Annotated in this window: 17 protein-coding genes; 2 read left to right on the forward strand and 15 right to left on the reverse strand. The window is 70.1% G+C overall.

The window, feature by feature from the left end:
- Nucleotides 1–8: 8 nt before the first annotated feature.
- From IE274_RS06395 to IE274_RS06435, 10 genes are all read right to left on the reverse strand, one after another.
- Nucleotides 9–1,424: a DUF6177 family protein gene (locus tag IE274_RS06395; RefSeq protein WP_190114573.1), complete on the reverse strand. Its 1,416-nt coding sequence runs from the start codon at nt 1,422–1,424 to the stop codon at nt 9–11.
- Nucleotides 1,421–5,542 (reverse strand): type VII secretion protein EccCa, encoded by a 4,122-nt coding sequence (eccCa, locus tag IE274_RS06400; protein WP_190114574.1) that lies wholly within the window; start codon nt 5,540–5,542, stop codon nt 1,421–1,423. The genes IE274_RS06395 and eccCa overlap by 4 nt, the downstream gene beginning before the upstream one ends.
- A gap of 19 nt (nt 5,543–5,561) precedes the next feature.
- Nucleotides 5,562–6,788: a CpaE/TadZ family protein gene (locus IE274_RS06405; protein WP_190114575.1), complete on the reverse strand. Its 1,227-nt coding sequence runs from the start codon at nt 6,786–6,788 to the stop codon at nt 5,562–5,564.
- A gap of 14 nt (nt 6,789–6,802) precedes the next feature.
- Complete coding sequence (gene eccD / locus IE274_RS06410; RefSeq protein WP_190114576.1) at nt 6,803–8,152, reverse strand: type VII secretion integral membrane protein EccD; 1,350 nt, start codon at nt 8,150–8,152, stop codon at nt 6,803–6,805.
- 31 nt (nt 8,153–8,183) lie between these two features.
- Nucleotides 8,184–8,480, reverse strand: a complete 297-nt coding sequence (locus tag IE274_RS39285) for a hypothetical protein (protein ID WP_229909261.1) — start codon at nt 8,478–8,480, stop codon at nt 8,184–8,186.
- A gap of 144 nt (nt 8,481–8,624) precedes the next feature.
- Nucleotides 8,625–8,999: a toxin-antitoxin system YwqK family antitoxin gene (locus tag IE274_RS06415; protein ID WP_229909263.1), complete on the reverse strand. Its 375-nt coding sequence runs from the start codon at nt 8,997–8,999 to the stop codon at nt 8,625–8,627.
- Nucleotides 8,996–11,332, reverse strand: coding sequence for a YwqJ-related putative deaminase (locus IE274_RS06420; RefSeq protein WP_190114577.1), 2,337 nt, complete (start codon nt 11,330–11,332; stop codon nt 8,996–8,998). Before IE274_RS06420 ends, IE274_RS06415 begins: the two co-directional genes overlap by 4 nt.
- Entirely contained in the window at nt 11,329–11,727 is a 399-nt protein-coding gene (locus IE274_RS06425; RefSeq protein WP_233103167.1) for a DUF6507 family protein, read from the reverse strand. Before IE274_RS06425 ends, IE274_RS06420 begins: the two co-directional genes overlap by 4 nt.
- A gap of 77 nt (nt 11,728–11,804) precedes the next feature.
- Nucleotides 11,805–12,116, reverse strand: a complete 312-nt coding sequence (locus IE274_RS06430) for a pore-forming ESAT-6 family protein (protein WP_190114579.1) — start codon at nt 12,114–12,116, stop codon at nt 11,805–11,807.
- A 74-nt stretch (nt 12,117–12,190) separates the two neighbouring features.
- On the reverse strand, nt 12,191–12,520 hold the full coding sequence (locus IE274_RS06435; RefSeq protein ID WP_190114580.1) for a hypothetical protein: 330 nt from the start codon (nt 12,518–12,520) through the stop codon (nt 12,191–12,193).
- 542 nt (nt 12,521–13,062) lie between these two features.
- Here IE274_RS06435 and IE274_RS06440 point away from each other — a divergent pair.
- Entirely contained in the window at nt 13,063–13,857 is a 795-nt protein-coding gene (locus IE274_RS06440; RefSeq protein WP_190114581.1) for an SAM-dependent methyltransferase, read from the forward strand.
- A gap of 45 nt (nt 13,858–13,902) precedes the next feature.
- On the opposite strand, the gene IE274_RS06445 is transcribed toward IE274_RS06440, so the two are convergent.
- From IE274_RS06445 to IE274_RS06460, 4 genes are all read right to left on the reverse strand, one after another.
- Entirely contained in the window at nt 13,903–14,553 is a 651-nt protein-coding gene (locus IE274_RS06445) for an OmpA family protein (protein WP_190114582.1), read from the reverse strand.
- Between the two features lie 3 nt (nt 14,554–14,556).
- Nucleotides 14,557–15,162 carry a hypothetical protein gene (locus tag IE274_RS06450; RefSeq protein WP_190114583.1) on the reverse strand — a complete coding sequence of 202 codons (606 nt, stop codon included), beginning with the start codon at nt 15,160–15,162 and terminating at the stop codon, nt 14,557–14,559.
- A gap of 32 nt (nt 15,163–15,194) precedes the next feature.
- Complete coding sequence (locus IE274_RS06455) at nt 15,195–15,749, reverse strand: pilus assembly protein TadG-related protein (RefSeq protein ID WP_229909265.1); 555 nt, start codon at nt 15,747–15,749, stop codon at nt 15,195–15,197.
- Nucleotides 15,750–15,811: 62 nt separating this feature from the next.
- The gene (locus IE274_RS06460) at nt 15,812–16,096 is read right to left on the reverse strand and encodes a hypothetical protein (RefSeq protein WP_190114781.1); all 285 of its coding nucleotides are present in this window, start codon (nt 16,094–16,096) and stop codon (nt 15,812–15,814) included.
- A gap of 412 nt (nt 16,097–16,508) precedes the next feature.
- Here IE274_RS06460 and IE274_RS06465 point away from each other — a divergent pair, with 412 nt between their 5' ends.
- Complete coding sequence (locus IE274_RS06465; protein WP_190114584.1) at nt 16,509–17,009, forward strand: hypothetical protein; 501 nt, start codon at nt 16,509–16,511, stop codon at nt 17,007–17,009.
- A 6-nt stretch (nt 17,010–17,015) separates the two neighbouring features.
- Here IE274_RS06465 and IE274_RS06470 read toward each other — a convergent pair whose 3' ends face one another.
- Nucleotides 17,016–17,906 (reverse strand): DUF5936 domain-containing protein, encoded by an 891-nt coding sequence (locus IE274_RS06470; RefSeq protein WP_190114585.1) that lies wholly within the window; start codon nt 17,904–17,906, stop codon nt 17,016–17,018.
- Between the last annotated feature and the right edge of the window lie 20 nt (nt 17,907–17,926).

Raw genomic sequence — 17,926 nt, forward strand, 5'->3', positions numbered from 1 at the left:
CGGGTGGGCTACGCGTTTCTCAGGTGTCGGCTGAGCGCCTCGAGGTCGGTCCAGGCATCCGGGCTCGTGCCGTCACTCAGGCGGTAGTGCAGAGCGGGGGCGGCGGTGAGACCGAGTGAGGTGGGCGGCTGCGGCAGGGGTGGGCGGCGGGCGTGGTCGAGGCCCACGGCTTGTACGTCTGCGGCGCCCAGCGTGAAGGAGACGGGGATGGGCGGGCCTTCGAGGTGGGCCGGAACTGTGAGGTCGTGGCGGGACCGGCGCAGGGTGATGAGCAGGGTGCTCAGACCGTGCTCGGACGCGAGGGCTCCGGCCAGCGTCTCCAGGGTGTCCAGGGGCGGGGACTCGTCGGCCGTGTATCCGAGAGTGAGCGAGGCCTCCTCCGCGACTCCGGACTTCGTTCGACTCACGCGCAGGCTCGCGATCGCGGGGCGGCCGGGGTGACCGACGGCCAGGAGGTGGCTCGGGGCCGGGGCGCGGTCGCGGGCCAGTGCGGTCAACTGGCGGCGCGACCAGGGCAGGTTGACGGGTTCGGCGGTACCCCAGCCCGCCGGGGCCGCGCCGGTGAGATGGTGCCAGGCGGTTTCGAGGGAACGGCCCAGGACGAGGTCGGAGTCGGGGGTGTGGTGAGTGCGTACGGAGAGGGTGAGCTGCTGTTCGGACGGGGGTGCGGGCGGTGTGAAGCCCTTGGCCGCCACGGTCTCGCCGTCGTCGTCGAGGGCGGGGGTGAAGGTGCCGTCCCGCCAGTGCAGTACGGCGCCGGACAGGCCGTCGTAGTAGCCGCCCTGGGGAGCCTGCACCACCCAGCGGTTCGGCGGGCCGGTCAGGGCGGTGCGCAGAGACAGGCTCAGGCGGGAGCGGGACGGGGTGACGATGTGCAGTGCTCTGCCCGCGTCCGCCGTGGCACGCAGGACTTCGGAGAGCCAGGCCGTCAGGGCGACGACCGGGCGGTCGGCCAGGACGACGGCGGTGGAGTCGGTGAGGATGTCGACGGCGGGCAGGGCGCCTTCGGGCTCGGGACCGGCCTCCTCGCCGGTCGGCCCTTCGGCTGTGTGGACGACACCGACGGTCGCGGCCTCCGGCGGCCACGTGGTGCCGCCGAGCAGCAGGGTGAGGCGGCCGCAGAACGATCCGGCGAGGTCCGCCGCCTCGGCGACAGCGGTGGACGCACGGACCTCCGTCCACCAGAACGGCACGTCGGGCGCCTCGACTTGGGAATCGAGCAGGCGCTGGGCCTCTCCCGGCGTCTGGACGAGCACGGGTGCCTCGACGGAGACCAGGGGGCGGCCGTCCGGCGTGCGCAGCTGGACGACGGCCCCTTCGGCCAGGGAGTGGACGCTGAGCTCGGGCCCGCCCGCGTGCAGACCGGCCAGCAGGGCCATGGCGTCGGGCATCTCGGGCGTGAGGGCGATGACGTCCTTGGTCACAGGTGCTTCGTCGCTTCCGGTTCGTCGTCGGAGGATTTCGTGTCGGCGGCTTCGGGGGCTTCGGCCTCGTGGGCCAGGGCCGTCTGGATCAGCCGGTGGGGGCGGCCGCGGCGGACGAGGGTGCCTCTGCCCGGGGGCTGAGGGGAGGCGTACAAGCCCGGGAAGAGCTGGCCTTCGCTGCGGTCGCCGGTCATCAGGAGGGTGGTGGTGCCGGTCTCTCGGAGGGTGGTGAGGAACGGCTCGTACAGGGCGCGGGCGGATCCCGCGGTGCGGCGGGCGACGACGAAGTGCAGGCCTATGTCCTGGGCGGAGGAGATGTAGGGGAGGAAGGGGGTCAGGGGCTGCTGGCCCGCAGTGGTGAGGATGTCGTAGTCGTCGATGAGGATGACGATGCGCGGTCCGGTGAAGGCGGGCTCGGTGCCGGTCGCGTCGGGGTCGGCGGTCTCCGGGAGGCGCTTGTCGAGTTCACCCGCGATGCCGGTGGCGAGAGCCGCCGCGAGCTTGGCGTTGTGGGCGTAGCCGCCTCGGTACGGCTCGGGGACGACGCCGCGCAGGCCGCGGCGCGGGTCGAAGACGCCGAAGACGAGTTCGTCGTCGCCGTGGCGGGCGGCGAGCTGGTCGACGATCAGTGTCAGCAGGTTGGTCTTGCCGCACTCGTTGTCGCCGAGGATCAGGAGGTGCTGGTCCTGGCCGAACAGGTCGAGGTATTCCGGACAGAGGCTGTCCTGGTCGACGCCGAACGGAACCCGGTGCGGTTCAGCGTGGGCCGAGGGCAGACCGGTGGCGGGCAGGCGGGTGGGCAGGACGCGTACGGGCGGGGCGAGTTCGCCGTGCCAGGTGGCGGCGAGGGTGCGCGCCGTGCTGTCGAGGGCGGCGCCCAGGTCCTCGGGGCTCGGCAGCCCGTCGGTGCGCGGCAGTGCGGTCTGCGCGAACAGCTTGCCGTCGGTCAGGACACGTCCCGGGGTGTCCGCGGTGAACGTCTCGGCGAGCTTGCGGTCGACCGTGGAGTCGGACGGATCGTTCAGGCGCAGCTCCACCCGCGTGCCGAACATCGACTGGGTGGCGATGCGCACGTCGTTCCAGCGCAGCATTCCGGCGACGACGTGGATGCCGTAACCGCCGCCGCGCTTGAGGAGTTCGGCGATCCGCTCGTCCAGCTCGTCGAACTCCTCGCGCAGCGAGCCGAAGCCGTCGACGAGCAACACGATGTCGGTGGCGCCGAGCTCGGGGAGGCCGCCTGCGGCCCGCAACTGCCGCAGTTGGTCCAGGGAGTCGATGCCGTGCTCGCGGCACAGTTCCTCGCGCAGGGCGAGCTGGGCGGTCACCTCGGCGACCGTGCGGGCGAGCCGCTCGTGGTCGGCCCGCGACGCGACCCCGCCCACATGCGGCAGCCCGGCCAGCGCCGACAGGCCGCCGCCGACGAGGTCGAGGCCGTACACGGCGACCTCGTCGGGGGTGTGGGTGAGCGCCAGGGACAGGGTGAGCGTGCGCAGCAGCGTCGTCTTGCCGGACTGGGGGCCGCCGATGACGGCCACGTGCCCGCCGGCCACGTTCAGGTCGAGCGTCCACAGCCCCTGCCACTGCTGGGCCGGGTCGTCCAGGACGCCAAGGGGCACGTTCAGGCGCCCGGGGGCGCGGGTGAAGTGCAGGCCGCGTTCGGAGACCCGCAGGGGGCCCGCCGCGGCGTCGAGGGTGACGGCGTCCGGGAGCGGCGGCAGCCAGATGCGGCGTACCGGCGGGGCGGCGGTGGCGAGCTGGGCGACCACGGTGGACATCACGGTCGGCCCGGTCTCGCGCTCGCGCGCCGGTGCGGAGTCCTGCGGGCGGTCGGCGGCGCTGGGGTTCGGGTCCGGGTTGTACGCCGGGTACGTCCAGGCGAGCGGCCCGCTCTCGTCGGACCGGTCGGCCGTCGGCCCCCGGTGGGCCCCGGAGACGTACCCCGCCTTGAAGCGCGTGTACGTGGACGTGTCCACCTTCAGATAGCCGAAGCCGGGCAGCGGCGGCAGCTGGAAGGCGTCGACCGTGTCGAGGACGGTCCGTGACTCGTCGGCGGAGAACGTGCGCAGGCCGAGCCGGTAGGACAGATACGTCTCCAGGCCCTTCAGCTTGCCGGACTCGACGCGCTGGCTGGACAGCAGCAGGTGCACGCCGATGGAGCGGCCGATCCGGCCGATCGACAGGAACAGGTCGATGAAGTCCGGCTTGGCGGTGATGAGTTCACCGAACTCGTCGATGACGACGAACAGGTGCGGCAGCGGTTCGAGGCCGAGGTCGGGCCGCCGTTCCCGCAGGGCGGCGTAGTGCCCGACGTCGGCGACGTTGCCCGCGTCCTTGAGGACCTGCTGGCGACGCTTGATCTCGCCCGCGAGGCTGGTGTGGACGCGCTCGACGAGGTCGGCCTGGTTCTCCAGGTTGGTGATGACACCGGCGACGTGCGGCAGTTCCGTGAAGGGCGCGAAGGTCGCGCCGCCCTTGTAGTCGACGAGGACCATCGCGAGGTCCTCGGGCGAGTGCGTGGCGGTGAGCGCCAGGACGAGGGTCCGAAGGAGTTCGCTCTTGCCGGAGCCGGTCGCGCCCACGCACAGCCCGTGCGGGCCCATGCCCAGCTCGGCCGACTCCTTCAGGTCGAGCAGCACCGGCTCGTGCCGGTCGTCGAGCCCGATCGGCACCCGCAGGAAGTCCCGCTCGGTGCGCGGCGCCCACAGTCGGTCCAGGTCCACCGCGGCCGGGTCGTCGATGCCGAGCAGCGCCGGGAAGTCGACGGGGCCGGACACCGGGGTGCCTTCGGCGGCGGACTCGGCGGAGAGGCGGAGGGACGCCAGCATGCGGGCGAGGCCTTCGGCGCCGGGGATGCTCACGTCGTCGGCGAGGCCGTGCACGACGGCGGCCTGCCCGGCGGTCGGCTGCGCACCGCCCGGGTGCGCGCCCTCCGACGAGGCGCCGCCCGCCCTCGACGCACGCAGGTCCTCGACGACGACCTGATCGCCCTCGACGGTGATCCGCACACTCACCTCGTCCGGCTCGTGGATCTGCCGTTCCAGCAGGTGCAGCACGGTCACGCCCATGTCGGCGAGCCCGACCGCGGTGTCCGGGCGCGGCAGTTCCTCGGCGTTCTCGCCATGCGTGTCACTGACCACGAGCAGCCGGTCGGTGAGCTGCAGCGCGTTCTTGTCGGACAGGCCGCGCCGCACCTCGGCCGCGTACGAGGAGCGGCGGCGCAGGTCGGCGCCGCACAGCCGGGCGAGCTGCGCCACGTCCGGTGCGATGCGCCGGGCCGCGACCGGCCCTTCGTACGCCTCCGGGTCGGCCGTCGGGTCCTGCGCGTGCGGCAGCCACTTCGCCCACTCCCACTCCGGCAGCCGCTCCCCCGGCACGCCGAGCGCGATCCCCAGATCGTCCGGCGCGTGCGTCACGGCGGCCTGGACCAGCAAGGCGCGGGCCACGCGCAGCGTGCCCTCGCGATCCCCGATGACGCTCACGTTCCCCGCCCGGTCGAGGGGCACGGCCAGCGGGAAGTCGGGCGCCACGGCGAACCGCGCCTGCAGGGCACGCGCCTCGTTGAGCATGAACGGGTCGGGCGGCGTGAGCACGCCGCTCCCGCTGTGCTGCCCGATCACCACTTCCTGTACGGGTACGTCGCCACAGCCCACCCGCACGGCGAGGAAGTCCGCGTCGGCGCGGCGGCGCTCCCAGAGCCGGGCCGGATCCCGTACGAGGTCGTACAGCGCCTGCGGCGGCGGATTCAGCAACCGCGCCCGCCGCCGCAACTCCCGCTCGGTCTCGCCGAGTTCGACGCGCTGCTCCTCCACGTACTCCAGATACCGCTCCCGCTGCGTACGCCGGGTGCGCTGCGCCTTGCCGCGCTGCGACCAGAACAGGGCGACGCCGCCGAGCAGCGCGAAGACCAGCACGATGGCGCCGAGGGCGGCGAACTGGCTGTTGCGGATGACGGTCATCATCACGACCGAGCCCATGACGCCGACCATCGGGAGCAGCGCGGTGGCGGCGTTGCCCATCTTGCCCTCGGGGAGGTTCGGGGGCGGTTCGATGGTGCGCCGGGCGGTGACGGCCGGGGGGCGGGTGGAGCGGGCGGGGCGATGTACGAGGCGGTGGGTCATCGGGTCCTCACTGCGTGACTCACCGCACCCGCACCGCGCGCCGCATCGCCTCGGCGGCGAGGTGGACGGCGGCGTCGCGGGCGGCCTGGCCGAGGTGAGTGCCGCGGACGGGGCCGCCCTGGGCGAGATGGCGGTCGTACGCGACGGGCACCACGGCCACGCCGGTCTCCCGCAGGTGTGCGGCGGCGGTCTTCAAGTCGAGTGTCATGTCGGGTGAGTTGGCGGTGAGGGCGACGACGGTGGTGGCGAGCGCGGAGTGCGGCAGCTGGGCCAGCCAGTCCAGGACGAGGCGGGTGCCGTTGACGCCCTCCACGGTCATGGGGGCGACGACGACTCGGGCGTGGGCGGTGTCCATCGCGGTGCGGGCCACCTCGCCGGGCAGCGTCTCGCAGTCGACGACGGTCACCGCGAAGTAGCGGCGCAGGGCGAGGGTCACGGTGCGGTACGTGGGTACGTCCAGGGGGGCGCCGACGCGGCCCTGGCTGGCGGGCAGGAGCCAGCCTCCGTCCGGCACCGGCACCAAGTAGCCCGTGATGTCCGTCAATTGCATCGTCGGCGTCAGGATCCGCGCGAGGTCCGCGCAGGACCAGCGCACCGAATCGGCGCCGAGGCGCACCGGCAGCGTGCCGAGCGCGGCGTCGGCCTCTAGAGCGAGGACCGGGTCGTGCCGGTAGTGGTGGAACGTACGGCTCAGGAGTGCGGCGACGGTGGTCTTGCCGACTCCGCCCCGGATCGACGTCACTGCGATGACCCGGCCGGTGGTGACGGGCTGCTGCACCTCACGTGCGATGCGGCTCTCCTCCGCCACGTCCTGCGACGCGGAGGAGACGAGCTTGCGCAGGGAGCGGGTGGTGCGGCGGGGAAGGGGGTCGCCGTGCTGGGGGCGGCCCAGGGCGAGGGCCAGGCGGGGGTCGGCTGTGGGGGTGGATTCGGGGGTGGGGGGCGCTCCGCGGAGGGAGGTGGGTGGGGTGGCCCTGGGTGTGGCGGGGGTGGGTCCGGGTGTGGACTGGGGAGTGGGCTCGGCTGCGGGCATGCCGCTCACGGGCGGGGCAGCGGCGGGGGCGGCGGGCCGGGCAGGGGCGGGCGCGGAGGCAGGGGCAGGCGTCGGGGCGACGGTCGGGGCGGCGGCTGATGGCGAGACGAAGGCCCCGCCCGCAGTCGTAGTCGTAGTCGCCCCCGCCCCCGCACCCGCACCCGCACCCAACTCCCGCAGCAAGTCCCGCTGCCAGTCCCTCGCCTCAGTCATGTCGTCCCGCACCCTTACGCGAAGGTGTCGAGGAGTCGCCCGTACACCCCGAACACCCCGAGCGCCAACGGAATCAGGGCGATGGCGCCCAGCGACTCCAGCGTGTCCCCGACCCTGCGCAGCCGCACCCGCACGTGTTCGGCGGGCCGCATGGCGAGTACGAGGAGCGGGACGAGGGCGAGTACGACGAGCAGCGTCAACGGCCCGCCCGCGGTCCCGGACTCGCCGAGCCACACCCACACGAGCCGCCCCACGACGGCCGCCGCGGCCGCGAGCAGGGCGACCACCTCGACGATGAGCGGAAACGCCCGCGCGCGCAGGGCCATGACCAGAGCTGCCGCCCCCGTGAGAAGCACCGACCACACGGACACGGCACGCAGGGCGAGCACTCCGGCGGCCCCCGCGGACACGGCGAACGCCACCGTGGTGAGCACGAGCCCACGGTGGGTGGCCGCGAGGGCGCTCCCCACGTCGTACCGACTGACCGACGCCCCACCCGACCGCCGGTCGTCGAGCCCGGAAAGCCCCGAAGCCATCAGAGCGAGCCGCGGCAGCACACCGAGAGCGACGACCGACACAACAACAAGCACGGCGCCCACACGGTCGACGTGCCCGCCGCCCTGAATCCCGAGAACGGCCTCCCACACGACAGCGCACCCGGCGAGGGCACCACCACCAACGACCCCGCCCCGCCCCAACGGCGTGAACCACCCGAGCAGCAACAACGCAGCAACAAGAACGCAGACGACACTCGCAAGCCGCGCGCCCCCGGACCACCCGTGCGCGCCCCCGAGCGTCCAGGCCCCGAAGACCCCGAGCACCGCCGCGGCCCCGATGAGCGTGGCGGCGAGACCGTGCCGCCGAGCCCGCCCGAAAACCGCACCGCCGACCGCGGCCACGGCACTGACGCCCAACAGCCCCGCCCCCACCCGAGAGGCATCGAACTCCTCCCGAGCAAGCACCGCAGCGACGAGAGCCCAAGCCCCCACAGCAACCCCACACACCACACGCCGGGCCCCGGCCCCCCACCGCCAGGCCCGCACGTCCAGATCCCCGGCGGCCTCATCGGTGACGTCGTGCACGACGGGCGCGGAAGGCGCATCTTCAGCCCGCACGAGCCGCAACACAGCCCCATCAGCGACACCGGCCGACTCCAGCGTGCTGTCCTGCGCCAGCGCGGACCCGTCAGCCGCCACGAGATACCGCAGTTCGGGCCGCGCCCCCACCTGATCGTCGAGCAGCCGCATCACCTCGGGCAACAACAGCCCGACCGGCTCCTGAGAAGGCAGTACGAGATCCACTCGCCGCCGCTCCCCCACCAAGGTCACCCGGCTCAACGCCACTCGTCCCTGGCTACGGCTCATTGCCCCCGCAGATATCACAAGTTCGAACCTATCACCGAGAAGAAGCGGACACGGAGGGCGATTCAGACACGTCAGGCGGCGAAGAAGTACGTGTGACGGAACTCGCCCCGCCCGGCTTCTCCTTCATGACCCGATGAGAAATGAACGACCACCCCACGCACCCCGCACACAACACAGCAGCGATCACAATCCCACCGACAAACTTCCCCAACCGCTCATCCCACCCACGCCGCTGCCGCGCCCCACCGAACACCACGGCATCCCGAAGCCGCCGCCGCCGAACGGCCACCGACTCCAAGAGCTGGCTGTCGTAATCCTGCGCTGCCACTCGCTACCTTCCTCGCGCTGTCCATGGTTTCACAGAGACGCCTCCACGTGGAGGGCAAGCCACCGACAGCAACGGCAAGTTGGCACGCCAACGCCCTCCATCATGACCAGATTTGATGCGAGCCGTCGTGCAACGCCGTCTTCACTATGCGTCCCCGAGATGCCAATTCCGGGTCGGTCGGCCATGTTCATCCCACTGGGACTCCTCACGCAGAGTCAGGCCGTCTTCATCAAAGACCTTCCTTGACGCCAGCACGCCATTGGCGTGCCACTCCTTGAATTCTCCGCAAGGAAAACCCCTCCGCACAGCCCCCTCAGAGCGGAGAGTCCCGTCCTCGTACCACTCGCGCGACAAGCCATCCTGCAGCCCGTCGACATAAACATCCAGACTAATGACCTTCTCACCGAAGTACTCCGCCACTTCCCCAGTAAACGGGACTCCACGGTAGAGCAGGCGCTGAGCCGCATCCATGTCTACGTCCGGGTCATCAATGTCAATTCGCTTGGCAAGGTTGTTCATTGGATCCAATTTTCATCACTCGGGGGGAAACCGGTGAACCGCCCATGACTGCTTGGTACCCCTTGAAGCATGTGGTTACAGTTTGCGCAGAACGGAGCCGGCCGCCCAGGGTTTCCTGTTGTCTTATTTGACAAGAACGGGAACTCCACCGAGGCTCGCATCTCCGCGAGGGCAGACTCCCCATCGGGCAATCCCTGTTTTGTCCGTTCCCAGAGTAGTTCGTTGGCCGCCTTGACTTCGGCATGCCCCAAAGGATGATCGTTGTGGGGTGGTGGATCCCCGATGGAGGTATAGCGCGACGCCAAGGTTGGATGGAGCCTTTCGGGCGGAATGATGACGTCGGCCTTTCCGTTGATACCCTCGATGACCTTGCCTGTTCGCAGGTCGATCACAGCGCCCACACACGCGCCTGTCTGCTTCCGCGGGAAGGTCCTGGCATCCTTCGCCGCGCGGTACGCGGCACCACGATCGCCAGCAAGGTCATCCAGATAGTCGGCGACCGGCCGTCCGTCGACGTGTGTGATGATCCCGTCCGCACGCCTTACCCGTGCGTCGCCGAGGTGCTCAAGCACCTTCTCGCCTGGACCAACAGGTGGCATGGCAGGCTCAGCCTGGCCATGTGAACTAGGCAGGTCACCGTCATCGCCAGCCCTGTGCCCTTCTGGGCTGCGATCGCTACCCGAACCCGCACCATTCGGAGAGGAATGGTCGTGGCCACCCTGATGCCCCTCTCCAGGATCCCGATCAACATGATGGGGCCCATCGCCGACATGTGAGTGTCTGGAGGAAGGCCTGCCGCCCGCTTCGGAGACGCCACCTCCAGACAGGTGTCGGCCAGCATCCCCGGGGAGACCGTGAGTCGAGCCACCTCCCGGTGGGTCGTCGCCAACGCGGCCCGCCACCCCTTCACCTCCACGCGCACCAACCAGGGCGGGCCGACCCTCCGGAGTGTGCGGGGAGGGCAGCACTTCACGGTGAGTCCCGGCACCCCGCTCGTTCGCCGAGCCCTCCCCCGGGGCGTCCTCCGCCTTCTGCAGCACCTTGCCGTGGTCGTCGAGCAAGTCGCCCTTGCTCGTCAGGTACACGGTGTTGCCCTTGTTGTCGGCGTACCGCACCGCGTCGTCCGGCACAGCCGCAGGCCGCGCGGGCACGCCCGCACCCTCGTCCACCAGACGGTAGGGGCCGCCCGCCCCCGCGTACGTACCCGCCCGGCCGCCGTTCCGCAGTGGCCCCACCAGGTCCCCGACCTTGACCGCCGCGAACTTGACCCCCTTCCCCACGTACGTGAACGGATCGACCGCCCGGCCCACCCTGCCGGTCACCGAGACCACCTTCGCCACAGCCCCGCCCCTGACGGCGGCCCCCGCACCCCGCGTGGCCACGACGGTGAGGGCGTTGAAGCCGACCAGACCGGCCGCCCGCGCCGGATTCTTGCCCCACTGGTCGTAGGCGATCAGCCCCTTGCCGGTGTCGACCACCGCCTTGCGGGAATCCCTCAGCCAGCCCGGGAGCTGCTCGTCCTTGGCCATCCAGAAGGCCCCGCCGAGCGGCGTCATGGTGAGGGTCAGACCAGTGCCCAGCTTGGCCAGGTTGGTCCACGCCTCCCCGGCCGCACCCCAGCCGTCCTTGCCTCCCAGCGCGCCGAGCGCCTTGACCGTGCCGACGATGCCGTCCACGACGAAGCCCTTGCCGAAGTCCACGGCCTTGTGGGCAAGCCATTCGATGCCGTCGTAGTCCCGCTCGGCCGCGGCTCCCCAGGGGAGTTCCTCGGCCTGGTCGAGGACTTCTTCGGTGTAGCCATACGTCCCGCAACTGGTCTCGCCGTCACTGCTCGGCTTCAGCTGGATCCCGTCGACCAACCCGGTGATCTTGTTGTGGCATTCGATCTCGGCCGCCTGGAAGGCCAGGGTGGCGGCCTGGACGTCGTCCACCAGCCGGTTGTTGTGGTCGACCTTGTCCTGGTCCTTGCGCCATTCGTCATCGGTCGAGACGTCATCGATGACGAAGGCACTGGCCTCGATCTGGAGCTGCTTGAGCTTCTTCGCCAGCGGCCGCACCTCGGTCGCGTAGTCACTCAAGGCCTGCGCGACCTTCTCCAGCTGGTCGGCGAACGCGTCCGACCGCGTGGCCACCGGCTTGGTCGTCGCGAACAGTTCCTCCGCCTCAGGCGCCTCGTAGAACGCCGAGAGCCCTTGGAAGATGGAGTGCACCTGGCCGCCGCTGAGGCGGAACAGCGATGCCTCCATGGTGAGATCCGTGGCGTCCCGCTCAAGCTGCTCCAGGTTGCCCGTGAACTGCGGTATGCCGTTGGGGTCGATGAGCTCGCTGCTCACTTGTCACCGCCCCGCGCGCCACCGCCGGCACCAGGCATGTCGGGCATCGGCATCGCCGCGAGCGCATTGCCCTGCTTCTTGGCCGCCATGTCCAGGTCGCCCTTGATGTACTCCAGGGTGGCCCGGTTCGCGCCGTTCAGCGAACTACCGGTCCGCTTCGCGATGTACGTGAGGTTCTTCGACCACTGGTTGAAGAACACGCCCAGGGCGGACCCCACCGGTCCCGGAGTTCCCTGCCCCTCGTGCCCGCCCTCAACGACGGTCCCCGCGTGCTTCGCCGCCTGCGGCAGCGTCTTCTGCATCTGCTTGCCGGCGCTCGCCATGGTCTCGGCCGCCGTACCGGCCCTCTGGAGCACGCCCCGAACGCCTCCGGGTTGAATGTCCCACGCCGTCATCACATGCCCCCTCGAACTCCGTGCGCCGGACCGCCCGCCTGCGATCCGATTTCTCAACGCGCCTGCGCTACCCGCGCTCAGCCGATGTTGTTGACCGCGGCCCGCGCGCGCGACAGCGTGGTCTGCGCCGTCCCGTCGTTCTCCTCCAGCGTCGACCGCACCAGCCGGATGATCTCGCGGACCTCGTTCGCCGCGTTGTTCCAGCGCACTTCCTTGCCGTGGTACTCGTCCGACACCCCGTCGGCCTGGTAGTCGGCCATCGCCGCCTTCACCGCACGGTCGCGGTCGCCGAGCACCCGCTCCAGTTGCCCGATGATGATGTGCAGACTGCCCTGCACGTCGGCGGAGGCGCCGGTGTCGTACGAACGCCGGTCCTGGTTCCCAGCCATGACGAAACTCCCCGTGTAGCGGTGTTGTTGAGTGGAAGGGGCGAGCTCCCCCAGCTGCCCCGCGGCCCTAGCCCTCAGCCGGAGAAGCGCGCCGCCTGGAAGTTGGCCGCGCCCATGTTCTTGTGAGCGTTGTCCGACTGCTCCTGCACACCCGTCCCGAACGCCTCGTCCATCCCCGCCTGGCCGCCCAGAATCGACGCCAGCGAGCCGTTCAACGCAGCCGTGATCTCATCCGCCCGCAGCTTGAACGAGTCGAACGTCGCCTTGCCCGCCCCGTTGAACTTCCCCTCCAACGGCTCCGCCGACTGCACCAACGCCCGGATCAACGTCCCCAGATCATCACTCGACCCCGACGTGTTCTTTCCCAACACGGCAAGCGTCGTCTCACCCATGTCGAACTTCACAAGCCACCCCCGCAGAAACCCCCGCCGACCAACCGGTAGTTGATCGGCGCAACGACATCACTCCATGCCCACCGGGCACTCACGCCACGTAGCGCATCGAACATACTCTCCCACATCGCGTTGCAGGCGCAACGCACTTGGGTGCGCAAACGGCGTGATCCCGCCACCTCCATACCCGGCTCGCCAAAGCCGTGCCGACGCCCGACGAACGCCCCTCTCTCCTTGGCGCCCCAGCAGTAAGAAGGCCGCATGCTCCGGCGAGGGAGACAACTGCTCCCGCATACGCGCTGGAGCCGAGGGCGCATATGTCGACCGACAGCCACAGGTGCTCCGTACCCACATTCGCGACCTGGGGCAGGCAAAGCCAACCACCTGCCGTGGGGTCCCGCGAAGGCGCCGTCCACTCCCAACTGCCGGGCACAGAAAGCGCAATCACTGGGATCTTGCCCGTCCCGAACGTAGTCTCAATGACTACACATCTGTGCCTGCGCAGGAACGGGGTCCGGGTCCCGCTCTTGCCAATGATCTTGAGGAGTCCCTCCATGGGCGAGCCCACAGTCGGCCACGCCGGACTGCCGACTGCCACCGACGGCGAAGTGAGCAGTGCGCGGTTCTGGAACGCGGCCCAGGGCGGCAAGGACAACTACGAGCGTGACCGGCAGGCCGTGGAGGCGGTGGAGAAGTTCGCGCCCGGCATCACCGCCGACGCGCGCTCGGCCCGCCAGTTCCTGCGCCGGACCGTCCGCTGGGCCGCGGCGGAGGCCGGAGTCACCCAGTACCTGGACCTCGGCGCGGGCCTGCCGCTGGCGCCCGACATCCACCACATCGTCAGCAAGCACCAGCCGGACGCGCGCGTGCTGTACGTCGACAGCGACCCTGTTGTCCTGGCCCACCAGAGCGCGTACCAGGACCCGCCCCTGAGCAGCTACATCGACGCCGACATGCGCGACACCGGCACCGTCCTGGAGCACGCCGCCGCGCACTTCGACCTCACCAAGCCCGTGATGCTGACCTTCAGCAGCGTCCTGGGGCACTTCTCCGACGACGAAGCGCACGCGATCATCGGACGCCTCCTCGATCCGCTCGCCGCCGGCAGTTGCCTCATGCTCAGCCACGACATCCCCACACCCACGATCATCGCCGCCTGCGAGGTCTACTCCGCCGCGCCCGGAGCGCTGCCCTACCAGCCGCGCACCATCGAGCAGTTGCTGGCGTTCTTCGAGGGAATGGATCTCGTCGAGCCCGGTCTCGTGCCGCTCTTCGAGTGGCAGCCGGACGACGCCACGGAGATCACCGAGGTGATGGGGTACGGCGGCGTGGGACGCACCCGGGGCTGAGCGGTCCGGAGGCGGGGCGCGGCGCGCGGCGGGGCGCGGCGCGCCTCAGCTGCCGCCCTCCACCGAAGGCGCGCCCGAGGCGCCCCTCGGGAACGACACCTCCACCCGCCGGTTCTTCTTCCGGCCCTCCTCCGACCCGTTGTCCGCGATCGGGTAGTCCTCGCTGTAGCCGCGCACGGCGTACGTGACCTCCGGACCCAGGTGGGTCGCCAGTTCGTCGTGGACGGCCTCGGCGCGGTCCTTGGAGAGCTTCTTGCCGTGGCCGTACGAGCCGAGGTTGTCCGTGAAGCCGAAGACGCGGACGTCCGTGGCCTTCTGGGCCTTGGCCTCCTCGGCGATCGCCTTGATGCGGGCCGCCGCCTCCGGGTTCAGCTTGGGGCTGTCCTTCGGGAAGAGGACCTCCGCCTGGAGCGCGAACTTCACGTCCGTGTTGGTGTCCTCGCGGCGTTCCTCGCCGCCCATGTCCTCCACGACGGACTTGATGTCGAGGACCTTGACAGGGGCGAGCGTCGCGCCGTCCGCCAGCTTCAGGCCGGGGCTGTTGGAGTCGACCTCGGGGGGTGGGGAGGTGGTGGTGCTGCCGGGGGGCGCACTGGGGTCGTCGTCGTCCGCCCAGGCCGCCGGGGTGGGGGCGAGGAGGAGGAAGGCGGTGAGGGTGGTGGCTGTGGCGGTGGCCAGGGATCGGGAGCGAGTCATGGCTTACTCGCCCTCGGAGATCTCGATGGGGGTGGGGGGCATGGTCGGTACCTGAAACTGCACCTTGTCGGTGCCTTCCGGCGGTGCCGGGAACTGCGCGAACCAGTCGACGGACCCGTTCTTGTCGACGCCGCCCTCGAACTTGGTGCACAAGCACCTGCCTGTGGTGTCGCGGAGCACGAGATACCTCTTCTTGCCCTCCGCGTCCACCAGTGCCGCACCGGCCAACGAGCCGCCGTTCTGCTTCAGCTCGCTCTCGTCGCTCTGCCACTCGCGGGCGACCCAGATACCCGACGTCCCATTGGTCACGCGCCCACTGACAGTCAGGAAGCCGCCTTCGTCGCGGGACGCGGAGTTGACCGTCAGGGTGATCCCGTTGCTCCTCACCTCCGCCAACGCCTCTTGCTGCGGAGAGTCACTGGATCCGTTCTCGTCGCCGGCGTCATCACCCTTGGGGGACGACGAAGATGAGGAGCCCTTGCCGGACTTGTCGCCGCCTTCGTCGCCGTCATCCCCGCCTCCACAGCCGACCACGGCGAGGGCCAGCCCAGTCGCTATCGCCACGGCGGTCATTGCCCTGCGGGTCTTCATGGTGCGCCGAAGTTTCATCTCAACGGCTTCCTTTTCTCATTGATCGCTCGTCAGTCGGCCAGGTGGACGGAGAAGAGAGCGGACGCGTCCGGGAGGTCGCCCTGATCGAAGTCGTCCGGATCGATCTCGATCGGCTCATCGTCACCGTCGCACATGAACTCCACAACCTTCTCCGGGTCGGCAGCCTCAGCCAGGCTGCAACGGGGCTTGATGACAGCGGTAGCCTCAGCCTTGGCGTGCTTCGCCTCCGTGCCCGGGATGATCGAGTCACCCACTGTGTAGTCGGTGGTGACCTCCGCCCAGTAGCCCGGGTAGCCGTTCACTTCATCCGGCTCGAATCCAGACACATGGGAGTCGTTCTCGGCAGCCAATGCGTCTGCCGCCGCCTCGGCCTCACCATCCGGAGTGGCCACGGCACCGTCGAGCCAGTCCAGCCAATCGTCGCCTTCGCCGGTCGTGATCGCCTGCCCCAGACCATCAACCAACTCGTCACGAGTGGCCTGAGCAGCAGCCAGCGCGGCAGCGTCCGCAGCCGATTGGGCGCCATTTCGTGCGGACGCGGCCTGGGCGAATGCGAAGAACGCCAGCGAGATGAAGAGCAGCATGCCCGTCAACCAGATGTAGAGGGGGAGTGTCGACCCTCGGTCACCTCGCAGGCGGCTCCATGTCAGCCGATGACGCGCTCGACGGCGTTGCCGATCGCCGTTGAGATCTTGCCGTCCAGCCCCAGCTGGTCGATGAACGTGTAGATCCCCGCAATCAGAATCATCAGCCCCGCGTACTCCACGAACCCGGCCCCCCGGTCGCCCGCCCTCCCGCGGGCCTGGCTCATCCGGGAGGACACTGTCAGCGTCCACTTCACCCACGCCCCTAGTACGCGATCCTTCAGCACGACGGACGACCTTTCTCTCCCACCCGGTACCGCGACCTTCACCGACGCCGCTGTTGTCATGGGCAACGTACGCGACAACACGTATCTCGGCAGCAACTCTGCGCGACCGATGCGGCTCCAGGCACGCCCGATGCGCAAGTTGGCGAGTTCCCTTCCCTCTCGGGGTGATCACCATGCACCCCGAAGGGCGGATGTACGCAGCTCCACGACGCGCCCCTCCGGTGAACTCGGCTGCTCCAGGAGCCGTTTGGCTCGCCCTGCCGACTCTGGCACATCCCCTCGCAGCCACTGCGGGCTTTCGCTCACTTTGTACGGGAGCCGTCGCCTTGTCGTGGCTCGGTGCCCTCCAGGCCACCTCCACGTCACCCACCGGCATCGGCGGGTGCACAGACCGCGGTTAACTAGAGCGTTCGTTACAGTGGGCACCACTCACAGCGGCTGCGGGAGGGGCGCGGTGTTCTGGTGGCAGTCGGTGGCTGAAAAGAACCATCCGAGGCCTGCGGCCGACCTGGACGGCGGCATGGAAGACGGCTACGACGCCGAAGAACACCACTGCCCTGGCCGCCGGTGGCAGGCCCTCGTCTTCTGGATCGCTCTCCTGCTGGCGTTGCTGTGGTGGGGATGCGCAGCCGCGGGCACTGACGGGTACGACGGTGAGCCCTGCGGCGAGGCCGGGGCCTTCGCCGACCGCTGTGCCGCGGCGCTTGCATACGGGGAGGTGTGGGGAGGGCGCTACCTGCTCTTCGCCGCCGCGCTCGGCGTCGTACACCTCGTGCTCCCGCCGGGCGGCGGATACGCCGCGGCCGTACGTGGGCCGGTGTTCGCCGTCGCGATGGCATGCCTGCTCGCCAGCGTGGTGACGAATGCCAACTCCATGCGCTACCACGGCAAGGGCAACGAGATGAACAATCCCGCCCTGCGGGCGCCCCACTCCGCCCCGCTTGGCCCCGATGGGCCCCGCAGGTCCTCCTAAGCCTCCCTAGTCCCCCAGAATCGACCCGAAGTCCGACCCCGACCCCAGAAACATCCCGGACGCGATCAGGATCATCGTCGCCGGAAGCATGAAGACGAGCGTCACCATCGTCGCCTTCGGGATCGTCTTCGCGGCCCGGCGGCGGGAGTTCTGGGCGTCGGTGCGGCGCATGTCGGTGGCGAGTTGGATGAGGGTCTCGGCGATGGGGGAACCCAGTTCCTCGCCCTGCTGGAGGGCGGAGACGAACTGGGCGACCTGCTCGGAGGAGTTGCGTTTGCGGAGTTCGTCGAAGGCCTGGCGGCGGCTGACGCCCATGTCCATCTGGCGGAGGGTGATGCGGAGTTCGTCGGCCCACGGGCCCTCGTACTTCTCGGCGACGCGGTCCAGGGCCTGGCGGAAACCCAGGCCCGCGGAGACGACCACGGCGAGGACTTCGAGGAAGTCGGGGAGGGTGCGGTCGATGACCTCGCGGCGTTCGCGGATGGCCTGCCAGATCAGGGCGTCAGCCGCCACCGCGCCGAACACGAAGGTCATGGCGGCGAAGAGGGGCTGGGCGTTGGTGAGGAAGACCAGGCCGAGGACGGCGCCGAAGATTCCGTACACCGCGCGGCGGGCCGCGTAGCGGTCGATGGTGAGGCCGCCGGGGTTGCCCGCCATGTCGATGCGGCGGCGCTTGGCCGTGACGCGCTTGGGGCCCATGAGGCGCAGGACGAGGGGGGCGAACCGCATGCCCAGGCGGTCCACCGCGCCGCCCGCGACCGAGACGCGGCTCGCGCCGACCTCCAGGGCCACGGCCAGGTCGGCCGGGAGCTTCGCCTCGGCGCGGTACATGCGGATGCCCTGCGCGGCACCGGCCACGGCCAGACCCATCAGGGCGGCAAGCAGCAGAGCGGTCATCGGGACGTCAGCTCCCCTCG

Origin of the sequence: Streptomyces flavofungini (assembly GCF_014650815.1) — a bacterium.
GTDB lineage: Bacteria > Actinomycetota > Actinomycetes > Streptomycetales > Streptomycetaceae > Streptomyces > Streptomyces flavofungini.

Coding starts and splice junctions, on each gene's coding strand:
- eccD (WP_190114576.1), bottom strand. CDS start 8,152: ATGAGCCGTAGCCAGGGACGAGTGGCGTTGAGCCGGGTGACCTTGGTG.
- IE274_RS06445 (WP_190114582.1), bottom strand. CDS start 14,553: ATGACTCGCTCCCGATCCCTGGCCACCGCCACAGCCACCACCCTCACC.
- IE274_RS06415 (WP_229909263.1), bottom strand. CDS start 8,999: ATGAACAACCTTGCCAAGCGAATTGACATTGATGACCCGGACGTAGAC.
- IE274_RS06450 (WP_190114583.1), bottom strand. CDS start 15,162: ATGAAACTTCGGCGCACCATGAAGACCCGCAGGGCAATGACCGCCGTG.
- IE274_RS06405 (WP_190114575.1), bottom strand. CDS start 6,788: ATGACTGAGGCGAGGGACTGGCAGCGGGACTTGCTGCGGGAGTTGGGT.
- IE274_RS06425 (WP_233103167.1), bottom strand. CDS start 11,727: ATGACGGCGTGGGACATTCAACCCGGAGGCGTTCGGGGCGTGCTCCAG.
- IE274_RS06455 (WP_229909265.1), bottom strand. CDS start 15,749: ATGCTGCTCTTCATCTCGCTGGCGTTCTTCGCATTCGCCCAGGCCGCG.
- IE274_RS06470 (WP_190114585.1), bottom strand. CDS start 17,906: ATGACCGCTCTGCTGCTTGCCGCCCTGATGGGTCTGGCCGTGGCCGGT.
- IE274_RS06460 (WP_190114781.1), bottom strand. CDS start 16,096: ATGACAACAGCGGCGTCGGTGAAGGTCGCGGTACCGGGTGGGAGAGAA.
- eccCa (WP_190114574.1), bottom strand. CDS start 5,542: ATGACCCACCGCCTCGTACATCGCCCCGCCCGCTCCACCCGCCCCCCG.
- IE274_RS06440 (WP_190114581.1), top strand. CDS start 13,063: ATGGGCGAGCCCACAGTCGGCCACGCCGGACTGCCGACTGCCACCGAC.
- IE274_RS06430 (WP_190114579.1), bottom strand. CDS start 12,116: ATGGCTGGGAACCAGGACCGGCGTTCGTACGACACCGGCGCCTCCGCC.